The sequence below is a fragment of the Rhizobium sp. AC44/96 genome, from assembly GCF_001692185.1.
Classification (GTDB): Bacteria; Pseudomonadota; Alphaproteobacteria; order Rhizobiales; family Rhizobiaceae; genus Rhizobium.
Genome location: NZ_LXKO01000037.1, coordinates 168,100 through 183,811 on the forward strand (window position 1 = coordinate 168,100; position 15,712 = coordinate 183,811).

The following is a 15,712-nucleotide window of genomic DNA, read 5'->3' on the forward strand; positions in this document are numbered from 1 at the left end:
TCAAGGCGTATGGCGATACGTACCCCTGAAAGAATCTCAAATAAAAATCATGATGATAGCGAGTAAATGCACCAACCATTGTAAAAATCACATGTAATCATTGGTATATCCGGCCTTAATCATTTCCCAAGATTTACAAGCTAAACAATTAAAGACTGCTTTTGAGAGTTGATGAGGAGTAGCGGGATGACCATGGTCGCAGCACCGAAGGCGCATGTCCCAGACGTGGCAGGGCAGATCACGTTTGCCATGCGCTCCATGGGCGTGGCTCCCATCCCGCGAAACTACGAACTCTTCTACGAAGCCTATATCGGCTCGAACCCGGCACTGACCCGCGACCTCGCCGCGCTCGGCAGCCAGGCGACCCAGGAAGAACTCGACCAGCTCGGCGCCCAGCACTTCACCCACAGTCCCGCTCGTGTTTTCGACGACGCCCATACGCGCCTGGCGGCCGAACTCGAAACGCTCCTGCGTGTACTGCGCCAGGAACAGACCTCGCTTGAAAGCTACAACAAGTTGCTCGGCGAGACTTACAAGCGCATCAGCTCAAAGAGCCATACCAGCGTCGACCTGATCGAAAACGCGATCACGCTGTTGACCGAAGCAACCGGCGATACGATGGCGCATGGTGAACGCACCGTCGAGAATGTCGTGCAGCGTTCGCAAGAAATGGACCAAGTTCGCAAGGAACTGGACGAATACAAGCGCATTGCGAATACGGATTCGCTGACGCGCTTGTCGAACCGCCGCGCCTTTGACGATCGCCTCGCCGCCGTCTTCAACAATCCCGCAATGCGGCCGGTTACAGCGCTGGTTCTGGCGGACATCGACAACTTCAAGAAGATCAACGACACCTATGGTCACCCGGTCGGTGACAAGATCCTGGCGACCGTCGCATCCGTCATCCGCGCCAACGTCAGGCGCGATGTCTTCGTCGCGCGCACCGGCGGTGAGGAATTTGCCCTCATCATCGAAGGCAACACAGCCGAGGAGGTAATGCTGACGGCAGAGCGCATCCGCAGGACACTTGAAGCAACTCCGTTCACCAACTCGCGGACACGCGTGAACTACGGACCGGTCACGGTTTCCGTCGGCGCATGCATGGCATCCGTTGCGGAGGATGCCGGTGAACTCTACCACAAGGCCGACGTTGCACTTTACGGTGCCAAGAATTCCGGTCGCAACTGCAGCGTCCTCTTCGAGGATGGAATGCAGAAGGAATTCACCAAGAGCTGGCTGATCTACAAGGGATAGCAGCTCCCAGAGCGTCGTTGACCGGCGGACACGCCTACCACATGGTCTTTGCTGCGCGCGCGGCCCATTCCCGATCGTAGGTCTCGTGATCGAAGTCGCCCTCGGCGGCTTTCAGCATGAGCCCGGGTGTTGGCAGACTCTTCGGGTCGACGAAATTTTCGGCATTCCACAGCTCGGACCGGATGAGCGCCCGCGCGCACTGGAAATAGACCTCGTCGATCGTAATGACGATGACCGTGCGCGGATGCTTTCCATCCATCTCGAAGCTTGCGAGCAGTGCCTCGTCGTTCGGCACGACACCGCGCCCGTTGACGCGCATCGTCGTGTTCGAGCCCGGCACCAGGAACATCAACGCCAGCCGAGGGTCACGCACGATGTTCGACAGTGAATCGACGCGATTGTTCCCGCGCCAATCCGGAAGATGCAACGTCTTGTCATCGATGATCCGAACGACGCCTCCGATGTCGCCGCGCGGTGAACAGTCGAGACCTTCCGGTCCGACTGTTGCCAGCGCCACGAACGGCGAGGCTTCGATCATCTGCCTGTAGAGCGGTGTCAGCTGCTTCGTGACTTTCGCCACCGATGCCTGGGTCAAGCCGCCGGCATAGATCGCACTCAGTTCTTCGACTGTCCTGATGATTTTCATGGCCGTTCCGCGCTATGCAACAGGTCGGCAATTAGCCGCCTAACATGACGCTACGATGACGCCCGCCGTGTGGGAAGTGGAATAATCTCGGCTTCCGCCTCAAAGTCGCTTTCACGAAGGAAATCGAGGATGGTATCGATCACGGGCGCGGCGTTCACGATGCGGCGATGCCCAAGCCCGTTCGCCCAATGCAAGCGAACGGTCTGCCCGAAGGCAGCGTAGCGGCGCGCGTGGCTTGCGCTCACTTCCTTGTCGTCTTCCGCGTGAACCACGAGCACCGGACGCCGGATCTCGCCGACGGCCTTGCCGGCGTCGAAATCCTCCAGTCGCCGTCCGGTGACATCATGAACCTTGCGCTCCAGCACCGACTGGCTGGCACGGCCCAATCCGATCATTTTGCCGAACCCTTTGAAGAGCCACTGCATTTCGCTCGGGGATCCGATAAGCACAAGCCGATCGGGCAGAACGGCCGGGACATCGGGCAACAAGCCGGCAGCACCGACCATCGAGGCTGCTCCGCCGAATGAATGACCAACCACCGCATCGAACGATCCGAAGCGAATTTCGGCTGCCCGGATCGCGTTCACCGCCTGCCCCATGTGGAGAGACCGCCCGGTAGCCCGCCCGTGACCGGGTAGATCGACAGCGATGACTTCCGCGCCGGTCGCCGCAAGCGCGGTCACAAGACCCGCCATATAATCGATGCTCGATCCCCAGCCATGCACCATGAGATAGCGCTTGCGCATGCCGACAGCACCGCCGTTAAAGCGATAGGCGTAGGCATGCGCGCCGTCCGGCAGACGCAGGTCAAACCGCTCCGTCCCGGCGAGCGCCTTTTGGCCGTCGGCGTGGGCCGCTCGGGCCTTCTCGCCCTTCGGCCGTTTCGATGGCGTGCGGCAGAAGAGCCGGAAAGCTGCATTGCCCGCCAGCGGCGGCGACACGGATTGCAACAGGGAGAATCCGAGGCGGGTGACCTTCAATGCAAAGTTTGCCATAGTGGGAATCCAATAATGTTCAACACTGAACAATAAAGTACAACGATGAACAAAAATCAACTCCTTCCCTGGGATCATCCGCGTTTTCGCAGCTGGATTGCCGTTGGCAGGGCCTGCCAGCTGATGCAGCAGTCGCTGGGTCGCGCGCTGGCCGATCTCGATATCAAGACGCCGCATCTCGATATCCTGATCAACCTCTACCGTTTCGAAGGTATCTCCCAGCAGGAACTTGCCCGCAAATTGCTGGTCGGGCGCTCCAACATGAGCATGCTGCTGCCTCAGATGGAAAAACGTGGCCTGATAGAGCGCCGGAACGACGACAGCGATAAGCGCGTGCTGCGGCTTTTCCTGACGCCCGACGGTCGCAGCGTGACCGAACGCGCCATGGTCATCCAGACGGACCTGATCGAGCGCGTGCTCTCACCGGAGCCCGTCGACCAATGCATGGCAATGGCCGCGTCGATGGAACGGATCATCGGCGTCCTGCAAAAGGAGCTGCGAGACGACGACTGACCTAGTGCAGCGTGTGCGCCACAGCCTGGCCGGATAGCGACCGATATTCCCAGGCGGCCACGATAAGCAGCACCGCAGTCGACAGCATCCCCATCACGTAGATCTCGGTGAATGGAGCAACGAAGGCGAGCAGGATCAGCAGCACGAGACCGCCGATATGCGAGAGCGGCGGCCTGCCGCTGGTTGCTCCCTTGAACCACAGATTGCCCGCCAGGAACAATCCGACGCCGCCGAGCACGGACGCGACGATGCCCAGATCGCCCACCTCGTGCGGATGGGAGAACATGAACTCCACGGACACGGCATGGACGATGATGCCTGCCAAGATCGGAATATGCGCATAAGTGAAAGCCTGGCGAGCAATGCTGCCGGGCGTCTCGTCATGCTCGATACGATGCGCAGCCCGTTCATGACCGAACCGGAAGTAGAGCCACCACATGCCGACCGTCGCGACAAATCCCGTTAGAAAAACAACGGCCGTCAGGGGCGAGAAAGGCAGCTCTGAGAAAGTGCGCCCGGCAACCAGGATCGCCTCGCCGAGGCAGATAATGACGAACAGCGCGCTACGCTCGGCTATGTGGGCGCCCGAGACATCCCAATCCGCGGTCGTCGACTTGCCGAGCCCCGGAACGAAGAATCCGGAGGCCGGACCTGCATACTCGATGGCCAGAGCAATCAGCCAGGCGACCAGACGGGCCTCATGCTCCAATAGGCCGCCAGCAATCCAGAAGACACCTGCCACCCCAAGCCAGACACTGATGCGGATGAAGTTGCGATAGTTGGAGGCGCTGACGCCCTTCATCGCAAAAACGGCAAACAGGGAGCGCCCGACCTGCATCAGCACATAGGCCCCGGCAAACAGCAACCCCTTGTCGCCGAAAGCCTCGGGGATCGACGCCGAGAGCACGAGCCCGAGCAGCATGAGCACCACGAGCATGCCACGAACCGGCATCTTCTCGGGATCGAGCCAGTTGGTCACCCAGGCTGTGAAAATCCACACCCACCAGACAGCAAACGTCATCAGCCCGGCCTCGAGCGCACCAAGCGGCGTGTAGTGAGCCGCGAGGGCATGCGACAGCTGCGAGATCGAGAAAACGAAAACCAGATCGAAGAACAGCTCGAGGAAGCTCACTCTGCTGCCGCCGGGACTACCCTTCACGCGCAGCCAGTTTCGTTGCCTAGTCGCAGCCATTCGTTCCCCTCTTCTTGCCGTTTTCTCTCAGCGCGGTTTCTCGGACGTATCCCGGTTCATGCCCTTCTCACGCAACTCTCCTTCGTAGGCGGCGAACAGTTCATCGCCGCGCTCACCGAGTTCGCGCAGATAGGTCCAGGTATAGATGCCGGTATCGTGCATGTCGTCGAAGCCGATGCGCACGGCGTAATTGCCGGTCGGCATCATTGAAATGATCGCGACATTGCGCTTGCCGGGCACGGTCACCTTCTGTCCCGGTCCGTGTCCCTGCACTTCCGCCGATGGCGAAAGCACCCGCAGCATCTCCGCCGAGAGCTCGAAACTGCGCTCGTCGTTGAACGTGACGACCAGACGCTGCCGGTCCTTCGATACCCTGAGTTCAGTTGGCCAGATGTCGCCCATGGTCGCAATCCTCTTCATGTCGAGGAGTAGGCAATGAGGCTTTCGGAGGCAAGCTCAATTTACGTTGTCTGGGCGGCGTTTCCCTTGACGCGGCAATGGCATATACGCACATATAGAAGAATGCGGAGGCAGTGGTGAACAGCAAGGTCGGAACGATAGGCAATGCCACGCCGCTGGTATCGGATGCGCGACCGATGGTCGATCCGTTCCAGCGGGCGGTCACCTATTTGCGCGTCTCCGTGACCGATCGCTGCGATTTCCGCTGCACCTATTGCATGGCGGAAAACATGAACTTTCTGCCGAAGAAGGACCTGCTCACGCTCGAAGAGCTGAACCGGCTCTGTTCTGCCTTCATCGCGAAGGGTGTCCGCAAGCTGCGGCTGACCGGTGGCGAACCGCTGGTGCGCAAGAACATCATGTATCTGGTGCGCGAACTCGGCAAGCAGATCGGCTCCGGCCTCGATGAGCTGACGCTGACCACCAACGGCTCGCAGCTGTCGCGCTTTGCTGATGAACTCTTCGATTGCGGCGTTCGTCGCATCAACGTTTCCCTCGATACGCTCGACCCGGAAAAGTTTCGCCAGATCACCCGCTGGGGTGACTTCCACAAGGTAATGGAGGGCATCGACGCCGCGCAGAGGGCCGGGCTGAAGGTCAAGCTGAACGCAGTCGCCCTCAAGGATTTCAACGACGTCGAAATGCCGGAGATGATCCGCTTCGCGCACGGACGAGGCATGGACCTCACGGTCATCGAGACCATGCCGATGGGCGAGATCGAAGAGGATCGTACGGATCGCTACCTGCCGCTCTCCAAGCTGCGCGCCGATCTCGAACAGGAGTTCAGCTTCAGCGATATCGGTTACCGCACGGGCGGCCCCGCACGCTACGTCGAGGTCAAGGAGACCGGCGGCCGCCTCGGCTTCATTACCCCGATGACGCACAATTTCTGCGAAAGCTGCAACCGCGTCCGTCTGACATGCACCGGCACTCTCTACATGTGCCTCGGCCAGAACGACGCCGCTGACCTCCGCTCCACCTTGCGCGCCACGCAGGACGACGGGCTGCTCTATGCCGCGATCGATGAGGCCATCACGCGAAAGCCCAAGGGGCATGATTTTATTATCGACCGGACCCACAACCGCCCGGCCGTGGCTCGCCATATGAGCGTCACCGGCGGGTGACAGTGCCATAGGCAACTCCACATAAGCGCTGATGACCGGCTTGTGAGCGATCCCACCACCATCCAGTCGACGAAACCGCCCATGCTGCAAGCGCACATAATGGTTGCATTGCACAATCGAATTTTGCCCGCTGTGTCTTCCTGCTGATTCCCTTGCTTCCGGTTCGCCTTTAAAAGGGGCGCACAAGAATCGGAATGTCTTTATGCCGCGGTCTCGCAATACCCAGGGCGCCATCTATATGACTTCGGCCATGGCCGGTTTCTCCTCGAGCGACGCCCTTTCCAAATCGGTCATTACACAGATGAACGCCGGGCAGATCATGTGCCTGCGCGGACTGATCACGAGTGTCGTCATCTACCTGATCGCGCGGCAGATGAAGGCACTGCGCTCATGGCGCGTCATCCTGAAGCCGATGGTGCTGCTACGCGTTGTTTGCGAAATTCTCGCAGCGGTGACTTACATTACCGCCCTTGGCATGATGCCGATCGCCAACGCATCCGCCATCCTGCAATCGCTGCCGCTCGTGGTCACCTTCGGAGCGGCCCTCTTCTTCGGCGAGCCTGTCGGCTGGCGGCGCTGGTCGGCCATCCTCATCGGTCTTCTGGGCGTGCTGATCATCATCCGACCGGGGGCCGAAGGCTTCACGATCGCCGCCCTGCTGTGCGTGGCAAGCGTACTGGTCACGGCCGGCCGCGACCTAGCGACGCGTGGCATCGATCCGGAAATACCCGCGCTGATGATCACGGTAGTGACAGCCGTTTCGGTCGCGATATGCGGCGCCCTGCTCACACCTTTTCTTGGGGGCTGGAGACCGGTCAATGCGACGTCATTCTCCCATATCGTGCTGGCGGCGATCCTCGTCCTCATCGGCTACCAGTCCGTCATTCTGGCGATGAGAACGGGAGAGATCTCCTTCGTGGCGCCCCTTCGCTATACCGGCCTCATCTTCTCGGCCCTGCTGGGCTTCGTATTCTTCGCCGAAATCCCCGATCTCTGGACTTTGATCGGCGCAGCAGTCGTTATCGCCTCGGGCCTCTATACATTCTATCGTGAGGGCAAGCGCCACGTGGCACCGTTGGCCCAGGAATCCGAACCGAGAACACCCGTCTGAGGCAGTCATGAATAAATTCGCGATGAACAGGTCCAACATTCCCGGGGTCGTCCTGGCGGGCGGTCGCTCATCGCGCATGGGCCGGGACAAGGCATCCGTCGCGCTTGGCGATCGAACGCTGCTGGACCGAGTGATCGAACAGCTTGCGCCGCAGGTGAGCACCGTGGCCGTCAATGCCGACGTGACGCCGAAAAATTGCAGCCGCCTCTTCGTGCCCGATATCGTGCCCGGCAAGGCGGGCCCTATGGCCGGCATCCACGCCGCCATGGTTTACGGCGCCACTCTGGCTGCTGTCACCCACGTCGTCACCGTCTCCGTCGACAGCCCCTTCTTTCCTGGCGATCTCGTCGACTGGCTGGCAGCGGCGATCGACGCGCCCGAAAAGATCGCCATTGCAACCTCGGAAAGCCGCAGCCATCCGGTGTTCGGCCTCTGGCCCGTCTCGCTTGCCGGCGATCTCGAGTCCTGGATCGCCACCGATGAGAAACGTCGCGTCCGCGACTTCCTCTTACGGCATGACGTTACGGAAGTTTCCTTTCCGCTGCGTCCGACACGGGCGAGCCTTCTCGATCCGTTCTTCAACGTCAACACGCCTGACGACCTCGCCGAGGCCGAGCGCTGGCTGAAGGCTCTCGCCTGATGACCGCACCCAGGATATTCGGCATTGCCGGCTGGAAGAATTCGGGAAAGACCGGACTGGCTGTCCGGCTCGTCGAGGAATTCACGCGACGCGGCTATCGCATCTCGACCATCAAACATGCCCATCACGACTTCGATATCGACAAGGTCGGCGCCGATAGCTACCGCCATCGGCAGGCCGGCGCTCACGAAGTCACGATCGTATCCGGCACGCGCTACGCAATCATGCACGAACTGCGCGGCGCGCCGGAACCGACGTTCGAGGAGATCCTCGGCCGCATCGCGCCTTGCGACCTCGTGCTGATCGAGGGCTACAAGCGCGAACCAATCCCGAAGATCGAGGCGCGGCGCCTTGAATCGACAAACCGGGAGCCGCTGGCGCCCACTGATCCCCATATCGTGGCGATCGCGGCCGACCACACAGTCGAGGCAGCCACCCTGCCCGTATTCAACCTGGACGACACGATCGCCATCGCCGATTTCATCGCCACGACGGTTGGACTGCAGCCGCAGACATGAAAAAGGCCGCCGGTCACCCGGCGGCCTCCTGCATTCAAGCTCTGTTCGACCTTAGTTGCGCGAGGCAACCGGCCTTACCAGCGCAGTCACGCGGCGGATGGTAACGCGGCGGTTTTCCTGGTTTGGTCCCTGCGTGTTGACCTTCAGGTAACGCTCCCCGTAACCCTGCGTCGCAAGGTTTTCAGGCGGGATACCATAGACGTCGGTCATCACATTCGCGACCGATTCGGCGCGCTGGTCGGACAGCACGAGGTTGCTCTGGTCGGAACCGACAGCATCCGTGTGACCTTCGATCAGGAAGGTTTCCGACGGATCCTTGCGCAGCACTTCGTTGATCGCGTCGGCGACCTTGCGCAGGCTGCGCGCCTGGCTCATCGGGATTTCGGCGCTGCCGGTCGCAAAGGTAATCGTATCGAGGTCGATACGGCGCACCTTGTCGCGGATACGAGCAGAATACTTCACCTCGTCGAGCGAATAGACGCGCTCGACTGGCTCGACCGGCGGCTCGCGCAGGAAGTCGTAGTAGTCGCGATCGTCGTCGCTGCTTGTGTCCATGATGTAGTCCCGCAGCGGAATGCGCAGGCGCATCGGTGGCAGGTCCGCACCCGGATCCTGGAAGTAGCTGCGATCGGGATCGTCATAGAGTTCCGGCGAGTAGTAGAGCACCGATTCCCGACCACGATTATCGATGCGCGAGCGCTGGATGATATCGCCGTAGCGGTTACGGACCGTCACGATCTGGTAGCCATCACGGTCGATCGTCTCGCGATAACGGTCGCGCGGCAGCTGCTCGTACATCGGCCGTTCGCCATCCCTGAGGAAGCGGCGGTCGTCATCGCCACGCACATAGGTCTGGTTGTTGAACTGGATGATCACGCGGTTGTCGTTGCCGCGCTGGCCGAACTGCGCGCCATCGGGCCGCTGGAACTGCGGGCGACGATCAAGGCGCTCGCCCTGCTCGCTGGTGACCGCCTCGATCTTGATCGGCGGGCGTCTTTCACCGCTGGGCGCAACCTGCGCATCGGCGTCCGACTTCGGAACGCGAACCTGCTGCTCCTGGCCGCGCTGCTTGTCGCGATCACGGCGGGACTGCACACCACCGGAGCGGTCGGCATCCTTATCGCTATCGAGAACGGCGGCACCGTTTTCAACAGGAAGCACAACGGTTTCCGTGCTCTTGCTCGGATCGGCCGCGATTTCCTTGCGCCGCTCGAGTTCCTTGGGGGTGATCTTCTCCGGCGCGGGAATGACCTGCTCGGCCTGACCCGCTGCGGGCTGTCCGGCCACGCCGCCTTCAGGCTGCGCGGGAGCGATCCGCTCGCCCTGCTGCTGCGCGGGTGCTGTCTCGAGCTGCGGCTTTGCCGGTGCTTCGCCGACCGCTGGCTGCTCCTGGTTGGGCGCCTTGCCCGTTACAGGCTCGTTGCCGTTCTGCGGCTTGGCGGCCTTCTCTGGCGCAGGCTGTTCCTGCTGGGTCGGAGCCTGTTCCGCAGCCGGCTTCTGGCCTTCGGGCGCAGCCTCGGCGGTCGGCTTCTTCCGCGGTTTCACGGGCTGGTCTGTGCCTTCCGCTACCGGCTTGCCGTTCTTGCCTGATGGCTGCTGCTCGGGAGCAGCCTGCTCCTGTTGCGGCGCTGCAGGTTCCGCCTGCGGAGCGGCCTGCTCCTGCTGCGGGGCGGCTTCCTCCTGCTGCTTCTGCTGCTTGTCGCGCTTGTTATGGCGCGGCTTCTGCTGATTGTCGGCAGGCTGCTGCTCGGGAGCGACCTGCTCCGGTTGCGGTGCTACGGGTTCAGCTTGGGGAGCAGCCTGTTCAGCTGCCGGCTGCTTGCGCTTTCTCGGCGCCTCGGCAGGTGCTTCCTGCTGCTGCAGAGCAGGTTCGGTCGCCGGCTGCTCGGCTGCGGGTTCACGCTGCTTCTGCTTGCGTGGCTTTTCGACAGGCGCTTCTTCCTGCTGCTGCTGCTGCTGCTGTTGCGGCGCCTGTTCGGCTTCCGGTTCGCGCTGCTTGCGGGGCTTTTCGGCGGGCGCCTGCTGCTGGTCGCCACCACCTTCGGCCTGCTTCTTGTGCCGCTTTTTCAGGATTTCTTCATCCGAGGGCGCATCCGGCGCAGCCTCTTGCGCGATCTCGATGGTGCCGGGCTGTGCGGCGGCGGGGCTGGTCTGCTCGACGCTGGTGGCTGCCGCAAACACGTGCACGGGCTGCATCACCATCGACAGGGACAGCAGCGGAAACGCGGCGCTGGCAAACAGTCTGGATCTCATTCCCATTAGGGCTCCTCATTGATTCTTCTTATCTTCGGCGCGGTCATTGCGGCGTTCTCTTCTGACACACGCTCGTGTCAGGGAATCGAACACACGCGAATTTGTTCCACGCGTTTTAAGACCTGCCTGATTAACCCGTTCTGAATATGGCAGACTGCACACGTTCATCTTCGCCACAGTTTACAATGGTTGAGAGACCAGCGATTCCTGTTGCAATTTTAGCAAAAAGCGTTTGAGTATCGCCTCAAGGCGTTGCCAGGCAGCGCCGATCTGCGCCGCCGACGCAAAACAAAAATACGGACGGCGGCCACCAACAGAGAGGACTCTCATGCGTATCTCCACCCGTATTCTCGCAGCCGCCTCGATTGCCGCGATGTCTCTTTTCGCCGGCTCTGCAATGGCAGACGGCGAGAAGTATGTCATCGGCACCGACTCCACCTACCCGCCCTTCGAGTATGTAGACGCCAGCGGCCAATTCCTTGGCTTCGACATGGACATCGCCCGTGCGCTCTGCGCCGAAATGAAGGCGGACTGCACCATCGTCAGCAGCGACTGGGACGGCATCATCCCCGGCCTCAACGCCAAGAAGTTCGACATGATCATCTCGTCCATGTCGATCACGCCTGAGCGTTCCAAGCTCGTCGACTTCACCAACAAGTACTATAACACCCCGCCGGCTGTTGCCGTGCCGAAGGACTCGACCGTGACTGACGTTGCCGGCCTCAAGGGCAAGGTCATCGGCGCACAAACGTCGACGACGCATGCCAACTACGCCGAAAAGCACCTGCCGGACACCGAGCTCAAGCTCTACCCGACCGCCGACGAGTACAAGCTCGACATCGCAAACGGTCGCGTCGATGCCGTCATCGACGACATCGTCGTGTTGTCGCAGTGGGTGAAGTCCGACGCCGGTGCATGCTGCAAGATCCTGACGCCGCTCCCGGTCGACAAGGAGATCAACGGCGTTGGCGCCGGCATTGCCGTCCGCCAGGGCGATCCGCTGCGCGAAAAACTGAACACGGCGATTGCCGCGATCCGCGCCAACGGCACCTACAAGAAGATCCAGGACAAGTACTTTGACTTCAACGTTTACGGCGACTGATAAAATCTGTAGGTCGCTACATTAGATGGTGGCGGAAGGCTTGCCCTTCCGCCATTTTTGTTTGACAAAGATTGAAAGATCAAAGCGGCAAAAGCCGCGAGGGGAAAAGCATAATGGGCGGATTATTTTCCGCGCTGGGCTCTCTATGGGCCGCGATAGGATATGTCTTCGATCCGCTTTGCGGACCTGCGGGCCTCTTTACCTGGTTTGGCTCATCCACGATCCTTGCCTGTGGCGACACCGGCTGGGGCGACGAGATCGCAGCCGGCCTGAAGGTCACCGTTGCGGTCGCGCTCGTGACGCTGCCGATCGGCCTCCTCATCGGTTTCGTCGTTGCTCTTGGCCAGCAGTCGGAGGAAAAATCCGTACGCCTGGCGGCCGGCATCTATACGACGATTTTCCGCGGCCTGCCGGAACTGCTGACCCTCTTCATCATCTACTATGGCATGCAGATCCTGATCCAGGCCGTGCTTGCCTACGCCGGCTATGACGGGCGGATCGAAATCAACGCCTTCATCGCAGGCGTCATCGCGCTCTCGGTTGTTTTCTCCGCCTATTGTTCGGAAGTGTTGCTGTCGGCGTTCCGCGCCATCCCGAAAGGTCAGTATGAGGCCGGTGACGCACTCGGCTTTCACCGGGGCCGCACGCTGATGCTGATTGTCCTGCCGCAGCTGGTGCGCATCGCCCTGCCCGGTCTTGTGAACCTGTGGATGATCCTGCTCAAGGACACATCCTACGTGTCGATCATCGGGCTCGCCGACATTCTGCGCCAGACCGGCGTTGCGGTTAAGGTGACCAAACAGGCTTTCCTCTTCTACATCGTCGCCTGCGCCCTTTATCTCGGCCTTGCGATCATTTCTTCCTTCGGCCTGCGCTACATCGAGCGCTGGGCCAAGCGCTCGGAGGTCCGCCGATGAGCCACGCTGAAGTCCTCATACCGCCGCAGCCGGCGCCGAAAGTCGAGCACACGAGCCTGAACGCAACGCGTATCACCGGCTATTTCTTCGTCGGATTGTGGATTGTGCTCGCCGTCTCGCTGGTCGGCATGATCATCAAGGGCTGGGACCTGGGCAATTTCACGCGCTACGGGCCACGCTACATCCACGGTCTGTTCACGACGATTGCACTGGTCACCATATCGGTGATCTTCGGCGCGATCCTGTCGTTGCCGCTGGCCTTCGCGCGAATGTCGAAGAACAAAGTCATCAACGGCCTCGCTTATGCCTATGTCTATGTCTTCCGCGGCACGCCGCTGCTCGCTCAGCTCTTCCTGATCTACTATGGTCTCGGCGGCTTCCGGCCTGAACTTGAGGCCGTCGGTCTCTGGTGGTTCTTCCGCGACGCCTGGTATTGCGGCCTTTTCGCGATGACCATCAACACTGCGGCCTATCAGGCCGAGATCCTGCGCGGCGCGATCGAGAGCGTGCCGCATGGCCAGCACGAGGCGGCGGCCTCGCTCGGCATTCACAAGGCGGTCGCCTTCCGCAAGATCATCCTGCCGCAGGCGCTGATCGTGGCGCTGCGCCCCTACGGCAACGAAATCATTCTCCTGATCAAGGGCTCGGCCGTCGTGGCGATCATCACCGTTCTCGACCTGATGGGAGAAACGCGCTACGCCTTCTCGCGCACCTTCGACTACCAGACCTATCTGTGGGCGGCGATCTTCTACCTCGCCATGGTCGAGACCCTGCGCCACCTCTGGGCTTGCATCGAGCGCCGATTGACCAGACATCTCAAGCGCTGACAGCGTTGGCAGCACTCAATCGAGAGGGCTGCTAACGCATTGAAAAAAAGAAATAAAAATATACCAGATCGACACTCCGCAAGCTTCGGTTAACCATGTCATGGTTCCATTTCATGTAGCGCTAATAAGCGCTGCATGGGAACCAGAGGCTAGACGACGATGCACAAGGAACTCGAAAAGCAGCTTCAGGGCTACGGCCTGACAACCGCCCACATCATCTACCGCATGCCGGATCACCAAGCCATCCTCCAGACCTACATCTGGCAGGACTACGATCTGGCACCGGAGTTTCCGGAGATGCGCAGCTTCCTGAAATTCTGGCAGGAGAAGCTGGATGGGCCGCTTCACTCCGTACGCTACATTCACCGCAAGCTGATATCGGCCACGGAATGGCGCTCCCTGAAGGGTGAATTCATCATCAACTGACAGCTCTATCGAGCCGGTCAGACATGCGCTTCCCCGTGGAAGAACTCGCCACGTTCCGTTTCGCGAAGAAGCGCACCATAGAGAATGCCGATATAGAGCACGGCAACGATTGAAATCACGGCCCAGCCTGGAATGGGCCCCAGCGCCGCATTGTCGACCACATAGGACCAGGAATGTGCCTGTGTCTGCGTATCGCCTTCCGTCTGCAGCTTGGGCGTCGTGATTTTCAGGCACCATGCGAGCAGCAGGATGAGGTACATCCAGCAATAATTCCGGCGCAGCCGCCGCCGGATCGCGGCGCGATAGCTCAGCAGAAACTCCGGCTTGCGCAGGCTTGCCGCAATCTTCGCAGCCCAGTCGCTTCGCGGCGCCGTGCCCGGCGACAGGATCTCGGCGAAATAGCTGCGCTCCAACTGTCGGATGCGCGCCCTGTATATATCGAAGAAGCGATAGCGCCGCGCCTCGATGACAAGCAGAAGCGTGATCAGCATCATGCCAAACAACAGCACCCCATGGTGAGATGTCGGCGACGACAGGGATACTGACAGGAGTGCTGCAGAAACCGTGATCGCCCAGTTCGACGTCCGGTCGATCCGGTCGCGCCAACTCGTCATCCGGCCAAGCTCGCCACGATAATAGTGGCTCAGCGTGTTCGTCACCTCGCCCGCACTCGCCGGAAGCGCCGGCCGCGGGCTCTCCATCTCACCATCCAACGGTGCGTTACCGGGCTGCGCGATCATGGTTATTTCCTCCATTTGTTCTCATTGAATTAGGAATGACTTACTTTGCGCGCGCAACGTCGCCATTGCAAAAGGCATTCAGTCGCCGTAGAGGCTCCGCAAGAGACAAAAATTGTGGTGAGAGACATGGCCAAGAAGATCGACGAAGACGCACTGGCGGAAGCCTATAATCGCGCACTCGCCCTTGAGAAGGCCGGCGACGTCGACGCAGCCGTCAAGGCCTACGAAGAAGTCCTTGCCATCGATCCCGACGATCATGGCGGCGCCGCCGTCCGCATCGCCGCCATGGGTCGCGGCGAAACGCCGAGCAAGGCACCGGATGCCTACGTCGAGACCCTCTTCGACCAGCATGCAGAAGTTTTCGAGGATGTGCTCGTCGAACAGCTCGGCTATCACGTGCCCATGCTGGTTCGCCAGCGCATCCAGAGCCTGGAACTCGGCCCGTTCAAGCGCATGCTCGACCTCGGTTGCGGCACCGGCCTGACGGGTGGCACGCTTCGCGATATCTGCGAAGAGATGACCGGCATCGACATTTCCGAAAACATGGTCGAGATCGCCCATGAGAAGGACCTCTACGAAACCCTGTTCGTCGCCGAGGTCGAGGACTTCCTCGATGACAACGACGAAGAGCCCTTCGACCTGATCACGGCAACCGATGTCCTGCCCTATCTCGGCGCGCTGGAGCCGCTGTTCTTCGGCGCCGCCGAAAACATGATGTCGGGCGGCATCTTCGTGTTTTCCTCCGAAACCCTGCCCGAGGAAGCGCTTGCCGGTCGCGCCTACATGGTCGGCCCGCATCAGCGCTTTGCCCATTCCGACGCCTACGTCCGCGAACGACTGGCGGCCACCGGGTTCGACCTGATCGAAATCACCGACATCAATGTCCGCATGGAAGAGGGCCAGCCGACGCCCGGTCATCTGGTCATCACCCGCCTCAGATAACACCGCGACAGCCACAATCATTGATTGCGGTCGATTGGTTGCGTAACCATGAG

18 protein-coding genes are annotated in these 15,712 nt (G+C 60.7%); 11 read left to right on the top strand and 7 right to left on the bottom strand.

Translation table 11 applies throughout. The annotated features are described in order from the left end of the window. Positions 1 to 186 precede the first annotated feature (186 nt). Positions 187 to 1,254 (top strand): GGDEF domain-containing protein, encoded by a 1,068-nt coding sequence (locus A6U87_RS24575; RefSeq protein ID WP_065693940.1) that lies wholly within the window; start codon positions 187 to 189, stop codon positions 1,252 to 1,254. Between the two features lie 34 nt (positions 1,255 to 1,288). Here A6U87_RS24575 and A6U87_RS24580 read toward each other — a convergent pair whose 3' ends face one another. Both A6U87_RS24580 and A6U87_RS24585 read right to left on the bottom strand, forming a co-directional pair. Further along, positions 1,289 to 1,900, bottom strand: a complete 612-nt coding sequence (locus A6U87_RS24580) for a pyridoxamine 5'-phosphate oxidase family protein (RefSeq protein ID WP_065693941.1) — start codon at positions 1,898 to 1,900, stop codon at positions 1,289 to 1,291. A 50-nt stretch (positions 1,901 to 1,950) separates the two neighbouring features. Then, positions 1,951 to 2,895, bottom strand: a complete 945-nt coding sequence (locus A6U87_RS24585; RefSeq protein ID WP_065693942.1) for an alpha/beta hydrolase — start codon at positions 2,893 to 2,895, stop codon at positions 1,951 to 1,953. Between the two features lie 45 nt (positions 2,896 to 2,940). Between A6U87_RS24585 and A6U87_RS24590 the strand changes: the two genes are divergently transcribed. Beyond that, complete coding sequence (locus A6U87_RS24590) at positions 2,941 to 3,408, top strand: MarR family winged helix-turn-helix transcriptional regulator (RefSeq protein WP_065693943.1); 468 nt, start codon at positions 2,941 to 2,943, stop codon at positions 3,406 to 3,408. Between the two features lies 1 nt (position 3,409). On the opposite strand, the gene A6U87_RS24595 is transcribed toward A6U87_RS24590, so the two are convergent. Then, a complete protein-coding gene (locus A6U87_RS24595) occupies positions 3,410 to 4,600 on the bottom strand; it encodes a low temperature requirement protein A (protein ID WP_065693944.1) in 1,191 nt (396 codons plus the stop codon). Between the two features lie 27 nt (positions 4,601 to 4,627). Next, on the bottom strand, positions 4,628 to 5,002 hold the full coding sequence (locus tag A6U87_RS24600) for a gamma-butyrobetaine hydroxylase-like domain-containing protein (protein WP_065694098.1): 375 nt from the start codon (positions 5,000 to 5,002) through the stop codon (positions 4,628 to 4,630). A 134-nt stretch (positions 5,003 to 5,136) separates the two neighbouring features. Between A6U87_RS24600 and moaA the strand changes: the two genes are divergently transcribed. From moaA to mobB, 4 genes are all read left to right on the top strand, one after another. Continuing rightward, positions 5,137 to 6,183 (top strand): GTP 3',8-cyclase MoaA, encoded by a 1,047-nt coding sequence (moaA, locus tag A6U87_RS24605; protein ID WP_065693945.1) that lies wholly within the window; start codon positions 5,137 to 5,139, stop codon positions 6,181 to 6,183. Between the two features lie 202 nt (positions 6,184 to 6,385). Further along, complete coding sequence (locus tag A6U87_RS24610; RefSeq protein ID WP_065693946.1) at positions 6,386 to 7,294, top strand: DMT family transporter; 909 nt, start codon at positions 6,386 to 6,388, stop codon at positions 7,292 to 7,294. Positions 7,295 to 7,301: 7 nt separating this feature from the next. Further along, positions 7,302 to 7,934, top strand: coding sequence for a molybdenum cofactor guanylyltransferase MobA (gene mobA, locus A6U87_RS24615; RefSeq protein ID WP_065693947.1), 633 nt, complete (start codon positions 7,302 to 7,304; stop codon positions 7,932 to 7,934). Further along, positions 7,934 to 8,452, top strand: a complete 519-nt coding sequence (gene mobB, locus A6U87_RS24620) for a molybdopterin-guanine dinucleotide biosynthesis protein B (protein ID WP_065693948.1) — start codon at positions 7,934 to 7,936, stop codon at positions 8,450 to 8,452. Before mobA ends, mobB begins: the two co-directional genes overlap by 1 nt. A gap of 51 nt (positions 8,453 to 8,503) precedes the next feature. Here mobB and A6U87_RS24625 read toward each other — a convergent pair whose 3' ends face one another. Together A6U87_RS24625 and A6U87_RS29985 are read right to left on the bottom strand one after the other, a co-directional pair. Next, entirely contained in the window at positions 8,504 to 10,711 is a 2,208-nt protein-coding gene (locus A6U87_RS24625) for an OmpA family protein (protein WP_065693949.1), read from the bottom strand. Positions 10,712 to 10,885: 174 nt separating this feature from the next. Continuing rightward, complete coding sequence (locus A6U87_RS29985; RefSeq protein ID WP_158007298.1) at positions 10,886 to 11,035, bottom strand: hypothetical protein; 150 nt, start codon at positions 11,033 to 11,035, stop codon at positions 10,886 to 10,888. On the opposite strand from A6U87_RS29985, the gene A6U87_RS24630 reads away from it, so the two are divergent. The 4 genes from A6U87_RS24630 to A6U87_RS24645 all read left to right on the top strand — a co-directional run bounded on the left by A6U87_RS24630 (position 11,034) and on the right by A6U87_RS24645 (position 13,977). Further along, positions 11,034 to 11,807, top strand: coding sequence for an ABC transporter substrate-binding protein (locus A6U87_RS24630; protein ID WP_065693950.1), 774 nt, complete (start codon positions 11,034 to 11,036; stop codon positions 11,805 to 11,807). The genes A6U87_RS29985 and A6U87_RS24630 overlap by 2 nt on opposite strands. Positions 11,808 to 11,920: 113 nt before the next feature. Beyond that, positions 11,921 to 12,724: an ABC transporter permease gene (locus A6U87_RS24635; RefSeq protein WP_065693951.1), complete on the top strand. Its 804-nt coding sequence runs from the start codon at positions 11,921 to 11,923 to the stop codon at positions 12,722 to 12,724. After that, the gene (locus A6U87_RS24640; RefSeq protein ID WP_065693952.1) at positions 12,721 to 13,551 is read left to right on the top strand and encodes an ABC transporter permease; all 831 of its coding nucleotides are present in this window, start codon (positions 12,721 to 12,723) and stop codon (positions 13,549 to 13,551) included. The genes A6U87_RS24635 and A6U87_RS24640 overlap by 4 nt, the downstream gene beginning before the upstream one ends. A 159-nt stretch (positions 13,552 to 13,710) precedes the next feature. Beyond that, positions 13,711 to 13,977: an usg protein gene (locus A6U87_RS24645; protein WP_065693953.1), complete on the top strand. Its 267-nt coding sequence runs from the start codon at positions 13,711 to 13,713 to the stop codon at positions 13,975 to 13,977. Positions 13,978 to 13,994: 17 nt separating this feature from the next. Here the strand turns inward: A6U87_RS24645 and A6U87_RS24650 are convergent, their stop codons facing one another. Further along, positions 13,995 to 14,717: a DUF2270 domain-containing protein gene (locus tag A6U87_RS24650; protein ID WP_065694099.1), complete on the bottom strand. Its 723-nt coding sequence runs from the start codon at positions 14,715 to 14,717 to the stop codon at positions 13,995 to 13,997. A gap of 126 nt (positions 14,718 to 14,843) precedes the next feature. On the opposite strand from A6U87_RS24650, the gene A6U87_RS24655 reads away from it, so the two are divergent. Continuing rightward, positions 14,844 to 15,659, top strand: a complete 816-nt coding sequence (locus A6U87_RS24655) for a methyltransferase (RefSeq protein ID WP_065693954.1) — start codon at positions 14,844 to 14,846, stop codon at positions 15,657 to 15,659. Positions 15,660 to 15,712: the final 53 nt, after the last annotated feature.

Coding starts and splice junctions, on each gene's coding strand:
- A6U87_RS24575 (WP_065693940.1), top strand. CDS start 187: ATGACCATGGTCGCAGCACCGAAGGCGCATGTCCCAGACGTGGCAGGG.
- A6U87_RS24580 (WP_065693941.1), bottom strand. CDS start 1,900: ATGAAAATCATCAGGACAGTCGAAGAACTGAGTGCGATCTATGCCGGC.
- A6U87_RS24585 (WP_065693942.1), bottom strand. CDS start 2,895: ATGGCAAACTTTGCATTGAAGGTCACCCGCCTCGGATTCTCCCTGTTG.
- A6U87_RS24590 (WP_065693943.1), top strand. CDS start 2,941: ATGAACAAAAATCAACTCCTTCCCTGGGATCATCCGCGTTTTCGCAGC.
- A6U87_RS24595 (WP_065693944.1), bottom strand. CDS start 4,600: ATGGCTGCGACTAGGCAACGAAACTGGCTGCGCGTGAAGGGTAGTCCC.
- A6U87_RS24600 (WP_065694098.1), bottom strand. CDS start 5,002: ATGGGCGACATCTGGCCAACTGAACTCAGGGTATCGAAGGACCGGCAG.
- A6U87_RS24610 (WP_065693946.1), top strand. CDS start 6,386: ATGCCGCGGTCTCGCAATACCCAGGGCGCCATCTATATGACTTCGGCC.
- mobA (WP_065693947.1), top strand. CDS start 7,302: ATGAATAAATTCGCGATGAACAGGTCCAACATTCCCGGGGTCGTCCTG.
- mobB (WP_065693948.1), top strand. CDS start 7,934: ATGACCGCACCCAGGATATTCGGCATTGCCGGCTGGAAGAATTCGGGA.
- A6U87_RS24625 (WP_065693949.1), bottom strand. CDS start 10,711: ATGGGAATGAGATCCAGACTGTTTGCCAGCGCCGCGTTTCCGCTGCTG.
- A6U87_RS24630 (WP_065693950.1), top strand. CDS start 11,034: ATGCGTATCTCCACCCGTATTCTCGCAGCCGCCTCGATTGCCGCGATG.
- A6U87_RS29985 (WP_158007298.1), bottom strand. CDS start 11,035: ATGAGAGTCCTCTCTGTTGGTGGCCGCCGTCCGTATTTTTGTTTTGCG.
- A6U87_RS24635 (WP_065693951.1), top strand. CDS start 11,921: ATGGGCGGATTATTTTCCGCGCTGGGCTCTCTATGGGCCGCGATAGGA.
- A6U87_RS24640 (WP_065693952.1), top strand. CDS start 12,721: ATGAGCCACGCTGAAGTCCTCATACCGCCGCAGCCGGCGCCGAAAGTC.
- A6U87_RS24645 (WP_065693953.1), top strand. CDS start 13,711: ATGCACAAGGAACTCGAAAAGCAGCTTCAGGGCTACGGCCTGACAACC.
- A6U87_RS24650 (WP_065694099.1), bottom strand. CDS start 14,717: ATGATCGCGCAGCCCGGTAACGCACCGTTGGATGGTGAGATGGAGAGC.
- A6U87_RS24655 (WP_065693954.1), top strand. CDS start 14,844: ATGGCCAAGAAGATCGACGAAGACGCACTGGCGGAAGCCTATAATCGC.